Raw genomic sequence first — 18,268 nt, 5'->3', positions numbered from 1 at the left:
CTGAAATTCAGGTATATCCAATATTTATTTTTTTCTTAAAAATAACAAGTTAGTTTCGGGCGAAACGGAGCAATAAAAACATGCAAACATCAGCCCTAAGGATTGGTCTTTTTGGCATTGGCTTAGAAGCTTACTGGGAGCAATTTACCGGTTTAAAGGAGCGGCTGGAAGGTTATTTAGCGGTCGTAAACGATAAACTGGCCGCCGTGCATCCGGATATTATTAACCTGGGCTTAATCGATACGCCCGAAAAGGCTTTTGCGGCCGGCCATGCATTCCGGCGCGCCGATGTAGATTTAATTTTCCTGTACGTTTCTACCTATGCATTATCGTCGACGGTGTTGCCAGTGGTGCAGCGAGCCAAGGTGCCGGTTATAATTTTAAACTTAGCGCCCGAAGCCGCCATTGATTATGCCACTTTTAATAAAATGAACGATCGTACCCGGATGACGGGCGAATGGCTGGCCTATTGTTCGGCTTGTCCGGTACCCGAAATTGCCAATGTTTTTAACCGGGCGGGTATTAAATTTCACCAGATTACCGGCATGCTGCACCAGGACGAAGAATGCTGGACCGAAGTAACCGAATGGGTAGAAGCCGCCCGCGTAGCCAATATTATGTTTCATAACCGGCTGGGCTGCTTGGGCCATTACTACAGCGGTATGCTCGATATATATTCCGACCTCACCCAACAGTACGCCCACTTTGGCGGGCACATCGAAATTATTGAAGTAGACGAGTTGGCTATGCTGCGGAAGGAGGTAACCGACGTAGCAATAAATGAGCGCGTGGCTCATTTTAAAGAAGTATTTGAGGTGCAGCCGGACGCTTCGGAAGAAGAACTACAGCGGGCAGCCCGCACGTCGGTGGCCCTCGACTGTTTGGTACAAAAATACCAGCTCGGCTCTATGGCTTACTTTTACAAAGGCACCGGCAATTCCGATAATGAAGATACCATCAGCTCTATTATTTTAGGCAATTCTTTATTAACGGCCAACGGCGTACCCGTTGCCGGCGAATACGAAATTAAGAATGCCCAAGCCATGAAAATAATGGACAGCTTTGGCGTGGGCGGCTCTTTCACGGAATATTACGCCATGGATTATAACGAGGATGTGGTACTGATGGGCCACGACGGACCCGGGCATATTGCCATTGCCGAAGGGAAAACCAAAGTACGGCCCTTGTACGTGTACCACGGCAAAGTAGGAAGGGGCTTATCCGTGGAAATGTCGGTGAAAAACGGCCCGGTTACCTTGCTCTCGGTGGTGCAGAAAGCCGATGGCAAACTGATGCTGCTCGTAGCCGAGGGCGAATCGGTGCCAGGGCCGATTCTGGAAATTGGTAATACCAACAGCCGCTACAAATTTTCTATCGGCGCCCGCCAGTTTATGAACAACTGGAATATTCACGGCCCAGCCCACCACTGCGCCGTTGGCGTAGGCCACATCAGTTCTAAAATTCAAAAGCTGGGTGAGTTGTTGAATATGGAAGTGGTGAAAGTTTGTTGAAAACAGATAGTTTTTTAGAGTCAGAATGCATTTGCTGGCTAGTTTAGTAATGCATCTGATATTATTATAATAAAGAAAATATAAACTTCCGGGAGGCACTGGCTTCCTCCGAAGAAAACCCGTTAAAAAAATAGCGCTGGTTTAATACTTTCAATTTAAAAACAAGTAAGCCCGCCAAGAGCAAGCATGTCTAAACCCTTCGTTATCTTCTTCCTGCTCTTTATCCCCTTTCTTGCTCCGCATGCCGGTAAGGCGCAGTCGCCGAACCTGAATCCGTATAATATAATTTGGAATAGCCAAAGCCAGAACAGCAGCGAATCGATGCCTTGTGGCGGTGGCGATATTGGCTTAAACGTGTGGGTTGAAAACGGCGAAATATTGTTCTACCTGTCCCGTAGTGGCACCTTCGACGAAAATAACCTTTTTCCTAAACTGGGCCGGGTTCGGTTAAACCTGCAGCCCAACCCATTTACCGCCGGTGCCAAATTCCGGCAGGAGTTAAAATTGAAAGAAGGTTACGTAGAAATTACGGGAGGCGAGGGCCGCCAGGCCACGATGGTAAAAGTATGGGTAGATGTTTTCCGGCCGGTGGTGCAGGTAGAAGTAAACAGCAGCCAACCCATTAGGGTTGAGGCCAGCTACGAAAACTGGCGCACCCAGAACCGGGAACTCTTGGCCGGCGAAAAATTTGCTACTTCCCTTAAATGGTCTAAACTAAAGGCTATACAGTACAAAGACGAGGTGCAGCCGCTTGGAAACGATATTTTGTTTTACCACCGCAACCGCGACTCCACTGTTTTTGATTTAACCGTTAATCAGCAGCATTTAATAAAAGTAAAAGGCCAATTAATTAACCCGCTCCATAATTTAACTTACGGCGGCATCATGCGGGGGCCTAATATGGTATGGGCCGGCACCAGTTCCGGTAAATACAGCCAGGCTGATTATACTGCTTATAAATTAAAAAGCAAAACGCCCGCCCGAACCCACCAACTACAAATGTACCTGCACGTAGATCAGGCCACAACATTAACCGAATGGCAAGCCGGATTACGCCAGATTATCAGGCAGGCAGAAGCCGGCAAAAAAAACGCTTTTAGAAATACTCAAAAATGGTGGCGGCAATATTGGGATAGGAGTTATGTATTAATTAATACCGAAAGCGCCAGTTCGGCCGATGCCGCCTGGCAGGTCGGCCGCAACTATCAGCTTTTCCGATACATGCTGGGCTGCAATGCCTACGGAAAATATCCGACTAAATTCAACGGTGGCCTTTTTACTTACGACCCTGTTTTTGTGGACGCCAAATACCCGTTCAGCCCGGATCACCGGCAGTGGGGAGGGGGCACCTTTACGGCCCAGAACCAGCGCCTGGTTTACTGGCCCATGCTGAAAAGCGGCGATTTTGATTTAATGCCGCCGCAATTACAGTTTTACCGCCGCCTGCTGCCCAACGCCGAACTCAGAACCAACGTTTACTGGAATCACCCGGGCGCTTCCTTTACCGAGCAAATCGAGAACTTCGGACTACCCAATTTTGCCGAGTACGGCCTGGACCGGCCGGCCGGTTTTGACCCGGGCCTGGAACACAATGCCTGGCTGGAATACCATTGGGATACGGCCCTGGAAATTTGCCTGATGGTGCTGGACCTGGAACGATTTACCCAACAGGACATTACGCCATACTTGCCTTTACTCGAAAGCTGCGTAAATTTTTTTGATGAGCATTATCAGTATTTAGCTGGCCGGCGAGGTGCCAAAAAGCTGGACCAGAACGGGCACCTGGTGCTTTACCCCGGTACCGCCGCCGAAACCTTTAAGATGGCCAATAATGCGGCGCCTACGGTTGCCGGTATGCAAACCGTGCTATCGCGCTTACTCGAATTACCGGCTACCTATGCCTCCACCGAAAAGAGGGCCCGCTGGCAGGAAATGTTAAAGCGTGTACCAACCCTGAGTTTCCGGGAAATGCAAGGCCATAAAACCATTGCGCCCGCCAAAACCTGGGAGCGGAAGCAAAATACCGAAATTCCCCAGCTTTATCCGGTATTTCCGTACGGCATGTACGGTATTGGCAAACCCGATTTGGAAGTAGCGGTTAACACCTGGAAATACGATACCGACGCCATAAAAAACCGGAATTACACCAGCTGGCACCAGGATAATATTTTTTGCGCCCGCCTGGGTTTAACCGCCGAAGCCGCCGCTATTACCATCCAGAAACTACAAGATTCCGGCCGTCGCTTTCCGGCCTTCTGGGGCCCCGGCCACGACTACGTACCCGACCATAACTGGGGTGGCTCCGGCATGATAGGTGTGCAGGAAATGCTAATGCAAACCGACAACCGCAAAATTTATTTATTACCTGCCTGGCCGCTAGATTGGAATGCTGAGTTTAAGCTGCATGCCCCCTATAAAACCGTCGTGTCGGGTAAGGTCGTAAATGGAAAACTGATTAGTTTAGAGGTGACGCCTAAGGAGCGCCGGAAGGATATTATTTTGCCGAAAGAATAAATCAAACAAACAAAATCGGGGGACTACCAACAAGTGAAATCCGCCTGTTTTTGTATTAATTTATAATTCTTTTCAATTAGAATGGTTGCGGCGCTTGGCCTTGGAAACAGAAAAGTAGACTTTATTAGTTTACAAACAGCCAACATCCATTTACTTAGCCGATCTCATTACTGATGATAATAATATAATTTCAGAAATTATTAAGCAGTATTAGTAGGCGCGATTCCAATATCCAGAGCAAGTGGCAGGCCATGTAGCGCTTTAAGAAAAGCTGAATGATAAGCACACAGTAGCTTTTAAATAATATTGCGACAACCAACTAATAGTATTCTGTTTGTCCTAATAAATTTTGCTTGAATTAAACCTGCTGCTCATGGACATAATCCATGTATAACAAAAAAGCCCTTCAGTCTAATCTGAAAGGCTTTTTGCACTCTGAACAATAAAATTTAATTCAATAGTTGGAAATACGCATCGTCGTAGAACCAGGAATGAAAAATATTGATCTACCTGTACCTGAAAGGCGGTTTACTCCGTAAATAGCTCAGCGAAAGGTATTTATTAAAAATTAATCAGAAGTCTTTACCGTAAAGGCTGTACCGTTTGCTACCCAATTCTTTATTTTTTCTTTTCAAAGGTGTACACAACCGGAGACTCTGTCATGACATGAACGCTATCGTATGGGTTTATGGCGTTTTCACGGTGTTTCATTATAAATCTGCCTTTGGCATTCACCACTTTTTCGTGCCGCTCAATGGTAAGGGCATCGGCTGTGATGGTTTTTACCTGATATTGGGCATCCACATCACCATTTAGCACTATTTTATCGGTGTCTTTTAACGCCCACGTGCCGCCATTCGAATAGCCATAAGGCACGGTTTTGTCTATTGTTCGGTAATATAAATTAAGGGCATAAGTACCATCACCTAAACTACTACCACCTCTATCAAATATAATGCGGCTATCATTTACAGCATCGTATTCGGTGCCTTCCTGAGTTATACGGGCTAGTTGCCAATGCCCGATAAAGACTTCTTTTTCAGGACTAAGCGGCTTGATTTCATCTTTATCGTCGCAAGAGACAAAAGTAGAGAGTGCTAATAAAAGAGATAGGGTGTTAAGTTTTAAAAGTTTCACGGTTTAAATTAATTATAGTTGATCAGTTAATGAATTATTGTTTATAGGGGCTGTAGGCTGGATATTAAAGCCAAATTCCATTATATAATTTTAATAGTTCGCTTCTTTTAGGTTAAAATTCTTATTAAATAATAAGCCATATTTGGCAGGTATTATCTTTTATTAATAACGTGCAAGTTAATAAAACTATATATTACTATATACTTTAAACTATATTTAATTGTTGCGTGATATTGATAGTTTTTTTTATCATTTTAAAGAGCCCAGTATAATAAGCTGAAAACTAGATGGTTTATCAGAAGAGGCTATTAACTGACAGGAAGTAAAAAATTATCTTATAAACAAAGAGTGATTCGGCAGGCAGGCTGTATCATACAAGGGTATTTTAAAGAGCCGGAACTTAATGCATAAATTATTCGGCAAGATTACCTACAAAGCAGCTTATCAAAGGTGCAAGACGGTCTACCTGCCAGCATCTGGGTCGGGTAGCTATAAATTTTACATTCCTAGACTTTTCTCAACGCCTTCCCGGTAATTTCTTCCGATTGGAATCTGTAAGCTGCCCATCACAATCCGGTTACGCTCGATGCGCTTAATAGCTTTTCGAAAGACGAGAAAGGATTTATGGACCCGTATAAAAAGCGATAAAGGAAACATTTCCTGCACCATTTTTATAGATCCCTTAATAACAATCTTTTCTTTTGCGGTATGGATGATCGCATAATCTTTTAATCCCTGAATGTGGGTCACCTCGTTAAACTGGAGTTTAATCCGGTTTACCCCACTTTTAATAAAAACAAATTCCGGCGCCAGCTCCTCCGACTCTAACTGGGTGTCGTGTAGTTTCAGCGCAAGAAAATCCTGAACCTTACCAATGGCAGTTGAAAACCTTGAGAAGGATATTGGCTTCAATAAAAAATCAATTACGCCCAGTTCAAATCCCTCAAAAGCATAGTTCCGGTAAGCAGTGGTAAAAATTGTAAGGGGCGGATCGGATAGCTGTTCCAGGAACTTAATTCCAGTCATTTCCGGCATTTCTATATCCAGTAACAATAAATCAGCATTCTGACTTTCCAAATATTGTAAAGCCTCCCGGGCCTTGCTAAACAAAGTTACGGACTGGATATTGTCGGTTTCTTTTAAGTAGCCAGCCAATATTTCCAGCGCGAGCGGCTCATCATCTACTACCACAACCCGTAACATCGTTTTCTTTTTTAATTTTGTTATTTAAAGTTGGATAACCAACCTGGCCCGGAAACTATCTTTTTTATCTTCCAGCTCCAGGCAATGCCGCGAAGGATAAAGTAGGTCCAGACGCTTGCGTAAATTGCCGAGCCCAATGCCTCCTTTACTTTTCTCTCTAACGGCGGGCGATTTCTTATTTTCGACCACAGCTGTCAGGGTAGATTGCTGCAGGCCGATATTCACGGTAAGCCAGCCATTTTCACTTTGGGTGTTAAGCCCATGTTTATAAGCATTTTCTACCAGGGGCAACAATAGCAGGGGGGCAATTTCCTGCCCATCAAAGGCCGCCTTAACATTCAAACTTATCGGAGACTTATCGCTTAACCGGAGTTGCTCCAGTTCAAAATAGTTTTGGAGGTAGGCGACTTCTTTCTCCAGCAGCACCTTTTCCGCGGTACTATCATACAACATATATTCCATCATGTCGGATAGTTTAAGAACAACCTCCGGGGCCAGTTCTGATTTTTTAAGCGTTAGCGCATAAAGGTTATTGAGGATGTTAAATAAAAAATGTGGATTTATTTGTGCGCGCAGAAAATCAACCTCCGCATTTAGTTTTTCGACCTTAATTTTCTGAATAAGGCGCTGTTGCCCATACCAGTCCAGGCTTAATTTAAGCGCGAGCATTAAGCCGAGGTACCATAAAGTGCTAAAAAAATTATAGGATAAAGTTTCAATTAAACGGCTGTTTCGCAGCGGCCCCACCACATACCCGTACAAATAATAATCAAATAAGCTTTGAAGGGTCAAATACCCAAATACGGAAAAAATAACCGCCATAACATAGGCCAGGTAATGCTTCTTCAATAGGTACCGGGGTAAAAAGTACTGAAGGTTCAGGTAAGCAATTAAAATAAGGAGCCCAATCCGGCCCGCCACACAGATAATAAAATATGGCAGATTAGCCTTCTGGATGAGATATTTTTTCTCATACATAAAGAATCCGGTAATCAGGACCCAATAGGCACTATGAACCAAGGCGTACTTCAGGGATACGCGGTGATTGGAAAAGGGTAGCTTTATGGTTTTATCCAGCAGATCCATCGATATTGATTAAAGGAGCGGTAACGGTATGCCTTCAATTATTCCTGGTAAAAGAAACGAAAAGCCAGCTGGCGGAGAAATTAAGTCGACCAACTACTTAAATAATAGATGAATATAATCATAAACTGCCCGATATCTACTATTCTGGTAGTTGGTCTACTAAGTTTTTGATTACCATTCACTTATGGTAAATTAGGATAAGAATTTTAAATAATTCACTTAATAATTAATACTATGAAAAAGATGAAATTCAATCAGGCGTTTATGATGCTCTTTACGCTACTAACATTGGGCTTTACTGCCTTCAGTTTTACGACTAAGTTCGGCTTGGACAGTTATTCTATTTATCTGAACGACAAACTCCTCCTCAAGCAAACGGTAAACCAGCCTTTGAGCTTAAGGGTACTCCAACTGAATACGGCCCAGGAAACCGACCAACTGCGCATCCAGTATAACCATTGTACCATAAAAAACGGTGCCGGCACCAGCAGGAGCCTTTCGCTCCAGGATGAGCAGGGTAATATATTGAAGAAATGGGTATTTGCCGATGCCACCGGTGAGGATTTAAAAATGATAGTACCCGTAAAAGAACTACGGCAATTAGAAAGAACCCATGCCAATCAGGCGCTCAGCCTGGTTTATACTGCCCGAGAGCTCCCGAAAGGTGAAATGCTTTCTATGGTTAGGTTTTAAATAGTAATGCTTTATCGGTGAAAGAAAATATAAACGGAACTATAATACCTCGATTCATTTAGACCACTAAGTCTACTGTTTTAGTTGAATTAAGCTGCCATTTGGTATAGGTTGGCTGGCTTAATTCGGTTAATTCCCTGATGGGGCTTCTGGTTGTATTTATTTATCCAGCGGCTAATGCCCTGATACAAGATGATGTCAAAAATATCCTTAGTTTTTTATACAACTTAAAAGATATGTTTGTTAGCATGACAGAATATAAGCAAATTACTTAATATTATCAGACATTTAACTCCCTTACGGGATACAACAAGCCTTGCAGCATTGCGAGGCTTTTTTAATATTTATTTTGTAAAGTTTCGTTATATGTAAACTTTTATTTATATTTGTAGTATGTAATAAAAGATTATCCGCCTATGAAGAACATCCAACGAGTAGAGTATGAGGAAGAAGCAATAGAGTTTCTTGATTCCTTAAGTCACCAAACCAGAGAAAAGCTGTTCGTGCTTATAAACCGAACGGAGCAAGGGATAGAAGGCCCTTGGTTCAAAAAGCTAAGGGGGCAAAAGAACCTTTACGAATTCAGAATGTCAGCAGATAACACTTGGTATAGGTTATTTGCCTTTTACAGTAAAGAGGAAAAATCATTAATAATTTGTATAAATGGGTTTCAGAAAAAACAAAATGCTACACCAAAACAAGAAATAGATAGAGCCGAAAAATTAAGGAAATTTTATGGGGGTGGGTAATTGACCATCACCTATACAACCAATTACTGCCGCCGAACTAATTACCACTTAACTATCAATAATGATGAATATGAACGAGTCAATTGCAAAAGAACTAAAGTCAGTAACCCCACCAAAAAAGAGATTTTCGTCCGAAGATATTAAAACCAGGTACTACGGAGAAAAAGGTACCCCCGAAAGAGAACGCTTCGAATCAGTATTAGAATTGGATTTAGCCTGCGAACAAATAAAAAAACTACGTAAGGCTAAAGATTTAACCCAAGACCAGCTGGGTGCCATGATTGGGGTGAAGAAAGCGCAAATTTCTCGCCTAGAAAAAGGCGACACTAATGTAACTGTAGGAACCCTTGTAAAAGTATTCAAAGCGTTAAATGCAAATGTTTCGCTGAAAATAGAAATGGATACACCTGAGAATACCTCAATCCACATATAAAAAAGAAACTTAATTTTTAAAAACTAAGCCCCGCAGCAATGTGGGGCTTTTTTTATGTCCTTTCCGGCAAATGCCGCACCTGGTTCCTTTGCTCTGTAATCTCAAAGCACCATGTACAATTTTATCATCCAGATTAAAAACAAGCAACGCCTTGTTCAAAAAACGTGAGCCGGCAAATTCCTGACTCTTGGAACGAGCTCACGCTCCAGCAACCAGTCTGCTGAACGTCCCAAAAACAAAAAAGCCTCTCAGAATAAACTGAGAGGCTTTTTGCGGTCCGGACGGGACTCGAACCCGCGACCTCCGCCGTGACAGGGCGGCATTCTAACCAACTGAACTACCGGACCATTTTTTTCTTTAAATTCCCGCCGCTGTGCTGCGTTGTTCCTTTAAAGTGATGCAAATGTAGAGGGTTAATATATACGATGCAAGTGCCGGGGTAATATTTTCGCAAATAATTTTAAGACTATATTGTAAAAGATAGATAATCAGTCACATAATTTTTAACTTTATTTTGTGGCCTACCTACATACTTTTAATTCTGATAAACGTTTAACTTTGCACCTACTATTAACCTATCGTATTTTTATGCTTCTAGATTTTGAACAGCCCATTGCGGCTTTGGAAGGCAAGCTTCGCGAAATGAAAAAACTGGCCGAAGACAGTCAGGTGGATGTATCGGAAGCCGTAAAAGCTTTAGAAGAAAAAATAAAGCAGCTTAAAAAAGAAACTTACGCCAATTTAACCCGGTGGCAGCGGGTGCAGCTATCTCGCCACGCCGACCGGCCCTATACTTTAGATTACATAGAAGGCCTAACCACCAAGTTTATTGAGTTGCACGGCGACCGCAACGTGCGAGATGACAAAGCCATGGTAGGTGGTTTTGGCGAAATGGACGGGCGCACCGTTATGTTTATCGGGCAGCAGAAAGGACGCAATACCAAACAACGGCAGCTCCGCAATTTCGGTATGCCCAACCCCGAAGGTTACCGGAAAGCTTTGCGGTTAATGAAAATGGCCGAAAAGTTTAACAAGCCCATTGTTACTTTTATAGATACGCCGGGTGCTTTCCCCGGGATGGAAGCCGAAGAACGGGGTCAGGGCGAGGCGATTGCCCGCAACCTGAAAGAAATGTTTATGCTGAAAGTACCGGTTATTTGCATTGTAATTGGCGAAGGCGCTTCTGGTGGTGCCCTCGGCATAGCAATCGGCGACCGGGTACACATGCTGGAAAACACCTGGTATTCGGTTATTTCGCCGGAAAACTGCTCAACCATTCTGTGGCGCAGCTGGGATTATAAAGAACAAGCCGCCGACGCCATGAAAGTAACGGCCAAAGACATGCTGGATTTTAAACTCATAGACGGCATTATTAAAGAGCCCCTGGGTGGCGCCCACACCGAACCTGCCAAAATGATAAGCACCATGCGCAAACATATCCTGAAAACCCTGGACGAACTGGAGCAGATACCGGTGCAGGAACGCATTAGCCAGCGCATCGACAAATTCTCGTCGATGGGCGTGGTGCAGGAGCTTTAATTTTTAGCGCTTTTCTTTTAAGCCATACTCTAAAGCATCTTTAAGAAACTTCGTATAACAAACCCTGCTACCTATGCAGGGTTTTTTTATGCTTTTTGGTAAAACTTACACCTGCTTTCAGGGGGCTAATTTTCTAATTTAGAAGCATTTTGAACAAGCAAGAATGGATTAGTTATATTTAACATAAATTTTATTTAATATATTTTTTGCTATATTATCTAATATATTTTACTTTTCATCGTTCTTGCTAGGGTTTATAACCTTTAATGGCTAGTAAAAAGCTTATGCAGTTATTTTCGATAGATACCGGGTACTTTAAATTGGATGGGGGAGCGATGTTTGGCGTGGTACCCAAAAGCATCTGGCAAAAAACTAATCCCGCCGATGAAAATAACCTTTGTACCTGGGCCATGCGTTGCCTGTTAATCCAGGATGCGAATAAATTAATTTTAATAGATACCGGCATCGGAACCAAGATGGAGCCCAAAATGGCCGGCTATTACTACCTGCATGGACCAAATTCATTAACCAGTTCTATTCAGCAAGCCGGATTTTCGGTGGCCGATATTACCGATGTTTTTCATACGCACCTGCATTTCGACCATTGCGGGGGCAGTGTAAACTATAATGCCGACCGTACCCGCCTGGAACTGGCTTTCCCAAATGCCCGGTACTGGACCAACCCCGACCATTATAAATGGGCCACCGAACCCAATGCCCGCGAAAAAGCCAGCTTTCTGAAAGAAAATATTCAGCCCCTGGTCGATAGCGGGCAGCTCCACTTTATTCAGCCGGGCGCGGATTCGCCTTTCCTGCCGTTCGAAATTATATATGTAAATGGGCATACCGATAAAATGATGCTGCCGGTTATCCGTTATAAGGGCAAAACCATCGTGTATATGGCAGATTTATTACCTTCGGTTGGTCATTTACCCGTGCCTTACGTAATGGGCTACGATACCCGTCCTTTATTAACCCTAGCCGAAAAAGCTACTTTTTTGCAGGAAGCGGCCGACCAGGAATATATTCTTTTTCTGGAACACGATCCGGAACATGAATGCTGTACGGTAAAACATACCGACCGGGGCGTACGTTTAGACCATAGCTTTTTACTTGCCGACGTTTTATAAATGATGCGTATTGGTCTTACATTATCCGGGGGCGGTGCCCGCAGTTTCGCCCACCTGGGCGTTTTAAAAGCTTTGGCAGAATTACAATTACCTTTAGCGGTAATATCGGGAACCAGCTCCGGGGCCATTGCGGCTGTTTTATATGGTATTGGCCTGAGCCCTGAGGAAATATTTGAGCGGGTTACCGAAGTTAAATTTATGCGCCTGATTCGGCCGGGATTTAGCCGCTACGGCCTGATTAACCTGAGCAAACTCGAAGAAACTTTTAAACCGGTACTCGAAAATAAAACGTTTGCCGATCTCAATCCCAAAGTTATTATCAGCGCGACTGATATTAACCGCGGCACCAGTGTTTATTTTTCCGAAGGTGAACTGATTAAACCTTTGGTGGCGTCTTCGGCTTTGCCTTTTTTGTGCCAGCCAGTTAGTTACCAGGGGCATTTGCTCGTAGATGGCGGCTTAATCAATAATTTGCCGGTAGAATGTTTGGCTGGGTACGCCGACTTTACCATTGCCGTACACGTTAATCCGATAGACCACCAGCGCGATGTGAAATCGTTAAGAGATATGGTGGAACGTACCTGTCAGCTGGCCATCAATAACAATGTAACGCCGCGGATGCAAGCCTGTGATTTTCTGATTGAGCCACCGCCGCTAAAATATTACCGCCTGTTAGATATTAAACACGCCCGCGAAATGTTTGAGGCAGGTTACGAGCATACCATAGAATTATCCGAAAATTTATTAGCGCTTTTAGAACGCCATCGTTTAAATGTCTGATAATGTTATTGCCCGAAAACCAGCTGTGGGTGAGATTATTAAGCAATAAAAAATTAATATTTCAATACTGATACGGAATAGAATGCAAAAATTATTAGCCTTTATCGCCTGCTTTTTTATAAGTTATTTTAGTTATAGCCAGAATAATTCGGGCCACCTGGTAAATGCCTATATTTTAAAAGGAAGTTATATGATAGGCGGGGGCATTAGTTCTTCTTTTAATGGTTATACCTACCAAACCCCTAACCAGTCGGCCGATAAAGGTTCTATTTTACGGGTGAATACCGATTTGAAAGTAGGCTACTTTAACTGGGAAGACATCGGCATCGGCCTCAAAGCCAATCTAAGCTATTATAACCGGCAAAGCGACTCTACCAGCAACGATCTGCGGCAGACCATTTTGTTGGTAGGTCCTTTTGTAAGAGGTTATCTGGATAACGGAATATTTGGGGAGATTAGCGGGGGCTGGGGGGCCAATAACATCTTCCGCATTTCGCAATCTAATTTATTCCGGGGCGAAGCCGGCGTTGGGTACACCTATTTTCTGGGCGACATCGGCCGCCAGAACTACTGGCTGCGCAATAAACAAATTGCCATAGAACCCATGTTGTTATTCCGGTACGACCGGCAAAATTTCGGAGCCAAGAAGAACAGCGATAATTACCGGTCGGAGTACGGGCCGGAGATACGGTTATCGGTGCAGGTGTTTTTCCTAAGACAAACCATGATGCTGCCTAACCCCATTAGAGGTCGGAGACCCGACTAATAATAAAACTAACTGTAATAAAATACCTGACAATATTTTAAGGAAGCCAGCTTCAGAAGTTTGAAGCTGGCTTTTTCTCTTCTGGCGAATCTTGTACCTTTGCCTCATGATAGCGAAATTTTTATCCAGAATAATATTCAAGATTTATGGCTGGCACGTGGCCGGGCATATTCCACCGGACCTGAAGAAAAGCATGATGATTGCGGCGCCGCATACCAGCAACTGGGACTTTTTATTTGCCCGCTGTGCTTTTTACCTGATGGATGTGGACGTGCGGTATACTATTAAAAAGGAAGCTATGGTGGGCCCGCTGGGCTGGCTGTTAAAAAAAATGGGCGCCTTGCCCGTCGATCGTTCCCGTAACAATAGCCTGGTTAGCTCTATGGTGAATATTCTGAATAATTCGGAGCGAATGGTAATTATGATTACACCCGAAGGTACCCGCAAATACCAGCCCCGCTGGCGCAAAGGTTTTTACTATACGGCCTTAGAAGCGAAAGTTCCCATTATCTTGGGTTACCTCGATTACCCCAAAAAAGAAGCCGGAGTTGGTCCCATTTTTTACCCGACCGGTGACGTTGAAGGCGATATTGAAAAGATAAAAGATTTTTATCGCACCAAAAAAGGCAAGTATCCTGAGCAAGGCGTACGGTAGATTCGTTGTTCGTTAATCGTTATTCGGGTTTTACTAATATTTTGGACCTAATTCTTCCTAAAACTGTATAGTAAAAATCTATTCTAAAGAGAAAGCTATAAAAAAGGAGCCAAGTACTGGGCTCCTTTTTATTTTAGAAATCGGACAACGAATAACGATTAACGAACAACGACTCTACGCCAGTTGCCTCAAATCTACAGGAATAACGCGGGAGACGCCGGGTTCCAACATGGTAATGCCGTAAATTACATCGGTAGAGGCCATAGTGCGTTTGTTGTGGGTAACCACAATAAATTGCGAATCGTTGGAAAAGGTTTTTACAATATTGTTAAACTTATCAATATTGGCATCGTCCAGTGGAGCATCTACTTCATCGAAAATACAGAAAGGCGCCGGTTTTAACAGGTAAATGGCAAAAAGCAGCGAAATAGCGGTTAAGGTTTTTTCGCCGCCGGAAAGCTGGTTAATAGTTAAAGGACGTTTGCCTTTGGGCCGGGCCATAATTTCAATCTTCGATTCCAATGGGTTGTTCATATCGGCTATTACCAAATCGCAGGTATCTTCATCGGAAAAAAGTGAGCGGAATACCCGGGTAAAGTTTTCCTTTATCATTTCAAACGATTCCAGAAACTTATCTTTGGCTACCTGGTCTATCTCGCTGATGGTTTGCAATAGGGTATTTTTCGCATTTATCAAATCAGCTTTCTGCTCTTTAATAAATTTATCGCGCTGGCTTATTTCTTCGTAAGCTTCGGCCGCCATAGGGTTTACCGGACCCATGTTGTCGAGGCGGGTTTTAATGCTGTTTATCTGGCTGCTGAGTTCTTCGTTGCTGTGTTCGAGCGGCTGCGAGGGTAGTTGGGTTAGGTCTTCTTCGGTAATATTAAACTCGGCTGCTAACCTTTCTTGTATGGCTACCAGCTTTATTTTAGAATCCGAAATAGCCTGCTGCATCGAAATAAGTACCTCGTCGGCGTTTTGGCGTTTGCGCTGAATTTCCCGGATGGTTTTGTCTTTGCTGTCAATTTCGCCGCGCAAACTGAAAAAGTCTTTTTCCAGTTTATCCAGCTCTTCGGTTAATAATTTACGCTCGGCTAATAATTGGTTCAGGGTTTCGGTGTTATCCAGTACGTATTCTTCGGCCGCTATAATTTCGTCTTCGGCGCGTAATAATTCATCTTGCTGGGCTTGCTGACGCATATGGCCGGTTTCCAAAGATTTTTGCCGGTAATTAATTTCCTGCTGCACGCTGGTCAGCCGGTTTTTCAACTGGTGGTACTGGATGTTTTCTTCGTTAAATACCTGGTTTACCTTCTGAATCAGATCGTTGTGCCGGCTCAGTAAATCGTTATAGGAGCTTAATTCCGATTCAATGCGCTGCAAGTCTTGTTGCAGCATTTCGGCCTGGGGTACCAGTTCATAGCTTTTATAGCGCAAATCTTCCAGCCGTTCGGTCAGTTCAGCCTCTTTGTTGTGGTTGGTTTGCTGCGATAAAGCGTGTTGCTCGTGCCGGATGCGGATACCCATTAATTCCTGCTGCTGCGCAGAGATAATCCGCTCGGTTTCTTTTATAACCTGCTGACGGGTTTCTCCTTTCAGGTTTTGGATAACCTGTTGCTGGGTATTTATTTTAATTTTTAGCGTTTCGGCTTCTTTTACCAAGGTTTCGAGTTCCTGGGCCAGGTTGTCGAGGTTTTGTTTCCGACCAATGCGGTTACCGTCGAACAGGCCCACCGAGCCACCCGAAATACTCAGCGGCTTTTTAATAACCGAGCCATCGCGCAAGATAAAGGTGCGGTGGTCACCGCTGAAAAAATCGGCGGGTAGTTCCTGCGAAATGTAAACTTCGTTCAAGATATATTGCCGCAGCTTTTCGTAACGCTCCGTAGTGGTTACCACTTCGTAAGCTGCTTTTAGTTTGGCCGAAGAAAGGGTAGGACCGGTATCCAAATCTTCGAGTTCGGCCAGCACAATAAAGTTAGCCCGGCCTTTGTTCTGGTTGTTCAGCAACTTAATGGCCTCCACGGCATCTTCGGTGGTATCTACCACAAAAAAATTCATGTAGGGCTCAAGGTAACTTTCAATCAGCGATTTGTATTCCTGCTGGCAAACGATAACGTCCGAAAGGAGCGGGGCCGGCTTTTCCCAGGTTTTAGATTTATATAAAAATTTAATTGCGTCCGGAAAACCTTCCAGGTTATCTACCAACGATTTGGTCAGGTTGTACTGGTTACGCTTGGCGTCAATCTTCCGGTTTAGCTCAGTCAGGCTGGTGCGTGATAATTGCAAGTCTACTTCGGTTTGTTCCAGCCGGGCTTGTAATTCGTTTTCCTGCTGCACCAACAAATCCAGTTCGGATTGCTGTTCGAGCAATATTTCTTCCCGTTCAGCCATGTCAGCCAGATATTTATCGGCGTATTCGGCTTCATTTTGCTTTTGAGCCGTTAAGCGTTCCAGTTCCGAAGTTAAGTTTACCACCTGTACCTGGGTAACTTCTATATCTTTACGTACCTGGTAAAGGCTATGCTGTTTTTCGCGTTGCTGGTTTACCACTTCGGCCGATGATTTTTGTAAATCAGCTTTATGGGCGTTGGCTTGTTCTATTTCCTGCCGCAACAAACTTACCTGCTGTTCCGATTCAACGTATTCCTGCTGAATAGAAATAATATCCTGCTGCAACTGGCCAATGGTTTCCTGGGTTTGTTCCAGGGCCATGTTTTCCTGGCTAATCTGCTGCCGCAGCATGCCGATACGTTCTTTTAAATAGTTCGTCCGCTCAGATTTTAGCTTAATTTCGTTTTCGAGTTGCCGGATGTTATAGGTTTTCTCGTTGGCTACTTTCTGTTGAGCGGTAAGCTGTTCCTGCAAATCGTTGGCAGCCGTTTTGTGGCCGGCGAGTTCTTCTTCCAGCGCTTCCAGGTGCTCGGCTAAAGTTTTCTTTAGTTCGGTTTCCTGTTGCAGGTTTCCTTCCAGGGTAGCCAGCGTGGTTTGGTGATGGGCAATATTACGGCGGGCGTATTCCAGGCTAAGGGTTTTGTGTTCTTCTTTCAGGCTGAAATATTTCTCGCACAACTTGGCCTGCCGCTCCAACGATTTCAGGTTTTTGGCAATCTCAAATAATACGTCTTCGAGGCGCTCCAGGTCGGCATCGGTTTCTTCCAGTTTTTTAAGCGTTTGCTTTTTGCGCACCTTAAACTTAGAAATACCGGCTGCCTCTTCAAATAACAAACGCCGGGAGTTTTCCTTGTCGTTTAATATTTCGTCCACCATTTTCAGCTCGATAATGGCGTAGCTATCGGAGCCGATACCGGTGTCGAGAAATAACTCGTTGATGTCTTTCAGGCGACAGGGAATACCGTTGAGCTGGTACTCGCTGTCGCCGGTCCGGAAATATTTGCGGGTAACAATTACTTCGGAATAAGCGCTGGGCAAAATGCCTTTGGTATTGTTAAAGGTTATTGAAACCTCGGCCAGTTGCTGGGGCTTGCGGTTTTTAGAGCCGTTAAAAATAACGTTCTCCATTTTTTCGGAGCGGAGATTCCGGGTTTTTTGCTCGCCCAGCACCCACCGGATGGCATCCACAATATTGGATTTGCCGCAGCCGTTGGGCCCCACAATACCCGTAATACCTTCGTCGAAGTTAATAACAACCTTATCGCCGAAGCTTTTAAAACCTTTAATTTCTAATCTGGATACTTGCATTAATCTAAAGCCGTACTTACCAATCTACCCTACAAAAATACATATTTTCCGCCACAGTAACTAAGTTAACCGTTGATTGCTCCTAAATCCAGGTGAACGGTTACCGGCAGTAGCAGGAGGTAAAATTTTAGACAATAATAAATCAGAAGCAGTTCCGAGGGGTTGGTTCTAATTACCTGAAATTAGGCAGGCTTATAGTGCTAGATTAATGCTTTCGCAAGAATTTTATTTTTTGTCACCCAAAAATAGCCTGCAAAAAAATGAAATATTTTTCTTTATTCCTGTCTTTATATATAGTATATTCATTAGTTTAGGTGCATTTATAACCTCATATTGGGTATATAAACACCAGTAGTGTGTTTATATAGAA

Annotated in this window: 14 protein-coding genes and 1 tRNA gene; 10 read left to right on the top strand and 5 right to left on the bottom strand. The window is 43.8% G+C overall.

Features of this window, described 5'->3' with window-relative positions; all coding sequences use genetic code 11:
* The first annotated feature begins 80 nt into the window (after nt 1-80).
* Both AAE02nite_RS25200 and AAE02nite_RS25195 read left to right on the top strand, forming a co-directional pair.
* The gene (locus tag AAE02nite_RS25200; RefSeq protein WP_146905293.1) at nt 81-1,511 is read left to right on the top strand and encodes an arabinose isomerase; all 1,431 of its coding nucleotides are present in this window, start codon (nt 81-83) and stop codon (nt 1,509-1,511) included.
* 186 nt (nt 1,512-1,697) lie between these two features.
* Complete coding sequence (locus AAE02nite_RS25195; protein WP_146905289.1) at nt 1,698-4,025, top strand: DUF5703 domain-containing protein; 2,328 nt, start codon at nt 1,698-1,700, stop codon at nt 4,023-4,025.
* A gap of 618 nt (nt 4,026-4,643) precedes the next feature.
* On the opposite strand, the gene AAE02nite_RS25190 is transcribed toward AAE02nite_RS25195, so the two are convergent.
* The 3 genes from AAE02nite_RS25190 to AAE02nite_RS25180 all read right to left on the bottom strand — a co-directional run bounded on the left by AAE02nite_RS25190 (nt 4,644) and on the right by AAE02nite_RS25180 (nt 7,451).
* Nucleotides 4,644-5,162 (bottom strand): lipocalin-like domain-containing protein, encoded by a 519-nt coding sequence (locus tag AAE02nite_RS25190; protein ID WP_146905286.1) that lies wholly within the window; start codon nt 5,160-5,162, stop codon nt 4,644-4,646.
* A gap of 498 nt (nt 5,163-5,660) precedes the next feature.
* Nucleotides 5,661-6,365, bottom strand: coding sequence for a LytR/AlgR family response regulator transcription factor (locus AAE02nite_RS25185; RefSeq protein ID WP_146905283.1), 705 nt, complete (start codon nt 6,363-6,365; stop codon nt 5,661-5,663).
* 24 nt (nt 6,366-6,389) lie between these two features.
* Nucleotides 6,390-7,451, bottom strand: a complete 1,062-nt coding sequence (locus AAE02nite_RS25180) for a sensor histidine kinase (RefSeq protein WP_146905278.1) — start codon at nt 7,449-7,451, stop codon at nt 6,390-6,392.
* 234 nt (nt 7,452-7,685) lie between these two features.
* Here AAE02nite_RS25180 and AAE02nite_RS25175 point away from each other — a divergent pair, with 234 nt between their 5' ends.
* From AAE02nite_RS25175 to AAE02nite_RS25165, 3 genes are all read left to right on the top strand, one after another.
* Nucleotides 7,686-8,144 carry a hypothetical protein gene (locus AAE02nite_RS25175; protein WP_146905275.1) on the top strand — a complete coding sequence of 153 codons (459 nt, stop codon included), beginning with the start codon at nt 7,686-7,688 and terminating at the stop codon, nt 8,142-8,144.
* 416 nt (nt 8,145-8,560) lie between these two features.
* On the top strand, nt 8,561-8,893 hold the full coding sequence (locus AAE02nite_RS25170; RefSeq protein WP_146905272.1) for a type II toxin-antitoxin system RelE/ParE family toxin: 333 nt from the start codon (nt 8,561-8,563) through the stop codon (nt 8,891-8,893).
* Nucleotides 8,894-8,954: 61 nt separating this feature from the next.
* Nucleotides 8,955-9,326, top strand: coding sequence for a helix-turn-helix domain-containing protein (locus tag AAE02nite_RS25165; RefSeq protein ID WP_246151249.1), 372 nt, complete (start codon nt 8,955-8,957; stop codon nt 9,324-9,326).
* Nucleotides 9,327-9,599: 273 nt separating this feature from the next.
* On the opposite strand, the gene AAE02nite_RS25160 is transcribed toward AAE02nite_RS25165, so the two are convergent.
* A tRNA-Asp gene (locus tag AAE02nite_RS25160) sits at nt 9,600-9,673 on the bottom strand.
* A gap of 241 nt (nt 9,674-9,914) precedes the next feature.
* On the opposite strand from AAE02nite_RS25160, the gene AAE02nite_RS25155 reads away from it, so the two are divergent.
* The 5 genes from AAE02nite_RS25155 to AAE02nite_RS25135 all read left to right on the top strand — a co-directional run bounded on the left by AAE02nite_RS25155 (nt 9,915) and on the right by AAE02nite_RS25135 (nt 14,196).
* Nucleotides 9,915-10,865 carry an acetyl-CoA carboxylase carboxyltransferase subunit alpha gene (locus AAE02nite_RS25155; RefSeq protein WP_146905268.1) on the top strand — a complete coding sequence of 317 codons (951 nt, stop codon included), beginning with the start codon at nt 9,915-9,917 and terminating at the stop codon, nt 10,863-10,865.
* Between the two features lie 284 nt (nt 10,866-11,149).
* Nucleotides 11,150-11,995, top strand: coding sequence for an MBL fold metallo-hydrolase (locus AAE02nite_RS25150; RefSeq protein ID WP_146905265.1), 846 nt, complete (start codon nt 11,150-11,152; stop codon nt 11,993-11,995).
* Nucleotides 11,996-12,775: a patatin-like phospholipase family protein gene (locus tag AAE02nite_RS25145; protein ID WP_246151248.1), complete on the top strand. Its 780-nt coding sequence runs from the start codon at nt 11,996-11,998 to the stop codon at nt 12,773-12,775.
* Nucleotides 12,776-12,857: 82 nt separating this feature from the next.
* A complete protein-coding gene (locus tag AAE02nite_RS25140) occupies nt 12,858-13,541 on the top strand; it encodes a hypothetical protein (protein WP_146905262.1) in 684 nt (227 codons plus the stop codon).
* 106 nt (nt 13,542-13,647) lie between these two features.
* A complete protein-coding gene (locus AAE02nite_RS25135; RefSeq protein ID WP_174762009.1) occupies nt 13,648-14,196 on the top strand; it encodes a 1-acyl-sn-glycerol-3-phosphate acyltransferase in 549 nt (182 codons plus the stop codon).
* A gap of 174 nt (nt 14,197-14,370) precedes the next feature.
* Here AAE02nite_RS25135 and smc read toward each other — a convergent pair whose 3' ends face one another.
* Nucleotides 14,371-17,898 (bottom strand): chromosome segregation protein SMC, encoded by a 3,528-nt coding sequence (gene smc / locus AAE02nite_RS25130; RefSeq protein ID WP_146905259.1) that lies wholly within the window; start codon nt 17,896-17,898, stop codon nt 14,371-14,373.
* Nucleotides 17,899-18,268 lie beyond the last annotated feature (370 nt).

Origin of the sequence: Adhaeribacter aerolatus (assembly GCF_007991635.1) — a bacterium.
Classification (GTDB): domain Bacteria; phylum Bacteroidota; class Bacteroidia; order Cytophagales; family Hymenobacteraceae; genus Adhaeribacter; species Adhaeribacter aerolatus.
Note: the sequence above shows the minus strand (reverse complement) of the source record. Positions and strands in the feature narration are given on the sequence as shown.

Bases quoted from the DNA above. Each gene is read 5' to 3' on its own strand.
- AAE02nite_RS25200 (WP_146905293.1), top strand. From the start codon at position 81: ATGCAAACATCAGCCCTAAGGATTGGTCTTTTTGGCATTGGCTTAGAA.
- AAE02nite_RS25195 (WP_146905289.1), top strand. From the start codon at position 1,698: ATGTCTAAACCCTTCGTTATCTTCTTCCTGCTCTTTATCCCCTTTCTT.
- AAE02nite_RS25185 (WP_146905283.1), bottom strand. From the start codon at position 6,365: ATGTTACGGGTTGTGGTAGTAGATGATGAGCCGCTCGCGCTGGAAATA.
- AAE02nite_RS25180 (WP_146905278.1), bottom strand. From the start codon at position 7,451: ATGGATCTGCTGGATAAAACCATAAAGCTACCCTTTTCCAATCACCGC.
- AAE02nite_RS25175 (WP_146905275.1), top strand. From the start codon at position 7,686: ATGAAAAAGATGAAATTCAATCAGGCGTTTATGATGCTCTTTACGCTA.
- AAE02nite_RS25170 (WP_146905272.1), top strand. From the start codon at position 8,561: ATGAAGAACATCCAACGAGTAGAGTATGAGGAAGAAGCAATAGAGTTT.
- AAE02nite_RS25165 (WP_246151249.1), top strand. From the start codon at position 8,955: ATGATGAATATGAACGAGTCAATTGCAAAAGAACTAAAGTCAGTAACC.
- AAE02nite_RS25155 (WP_146905268.1), top strand. From the start codon at position 9,915: ATGCTTCTAGATTTTGAACAGCCCATTGCGGCTTTGGAAGGCAAGCTT.
- AAE02nite_RS25150 (WP_146905265.1), top strand. From the start codon at position 11,150: ATGCAGTTATTTTCGATAGATACCGGGTACTTTAAATTGGATGGGGGA.
- AAE02nite_RS25145 (WP_246151248.1), top strand. From the start codon at position 11,996: ATGATGCGTATTGGTCTTACATTATCCGGGGGCGGTGCCCGCAGTTTC.
- AAE02nite_RS25140 (WP_146905262.1), top strand. From the start codon at position 12,858: ATGCAAAAATTATTAGCCTTTATCGCCTGCTTTTTTATAAGTTATTTT.
- AAE02nite_RS25135 (WP_174762009.1), top strand. From the start codon at position 13,648: ATGATAGCGAAATTTTTATCCAGAATAATATTCAAGATTTATGGCTGG.
- smc (WP_146905259.1), bottom strand. From the start codon at position 17,898: ATGCAAGTATCCAGATTAGAAATTAAAGGTTTTAAAAGCTTCGGCGAT.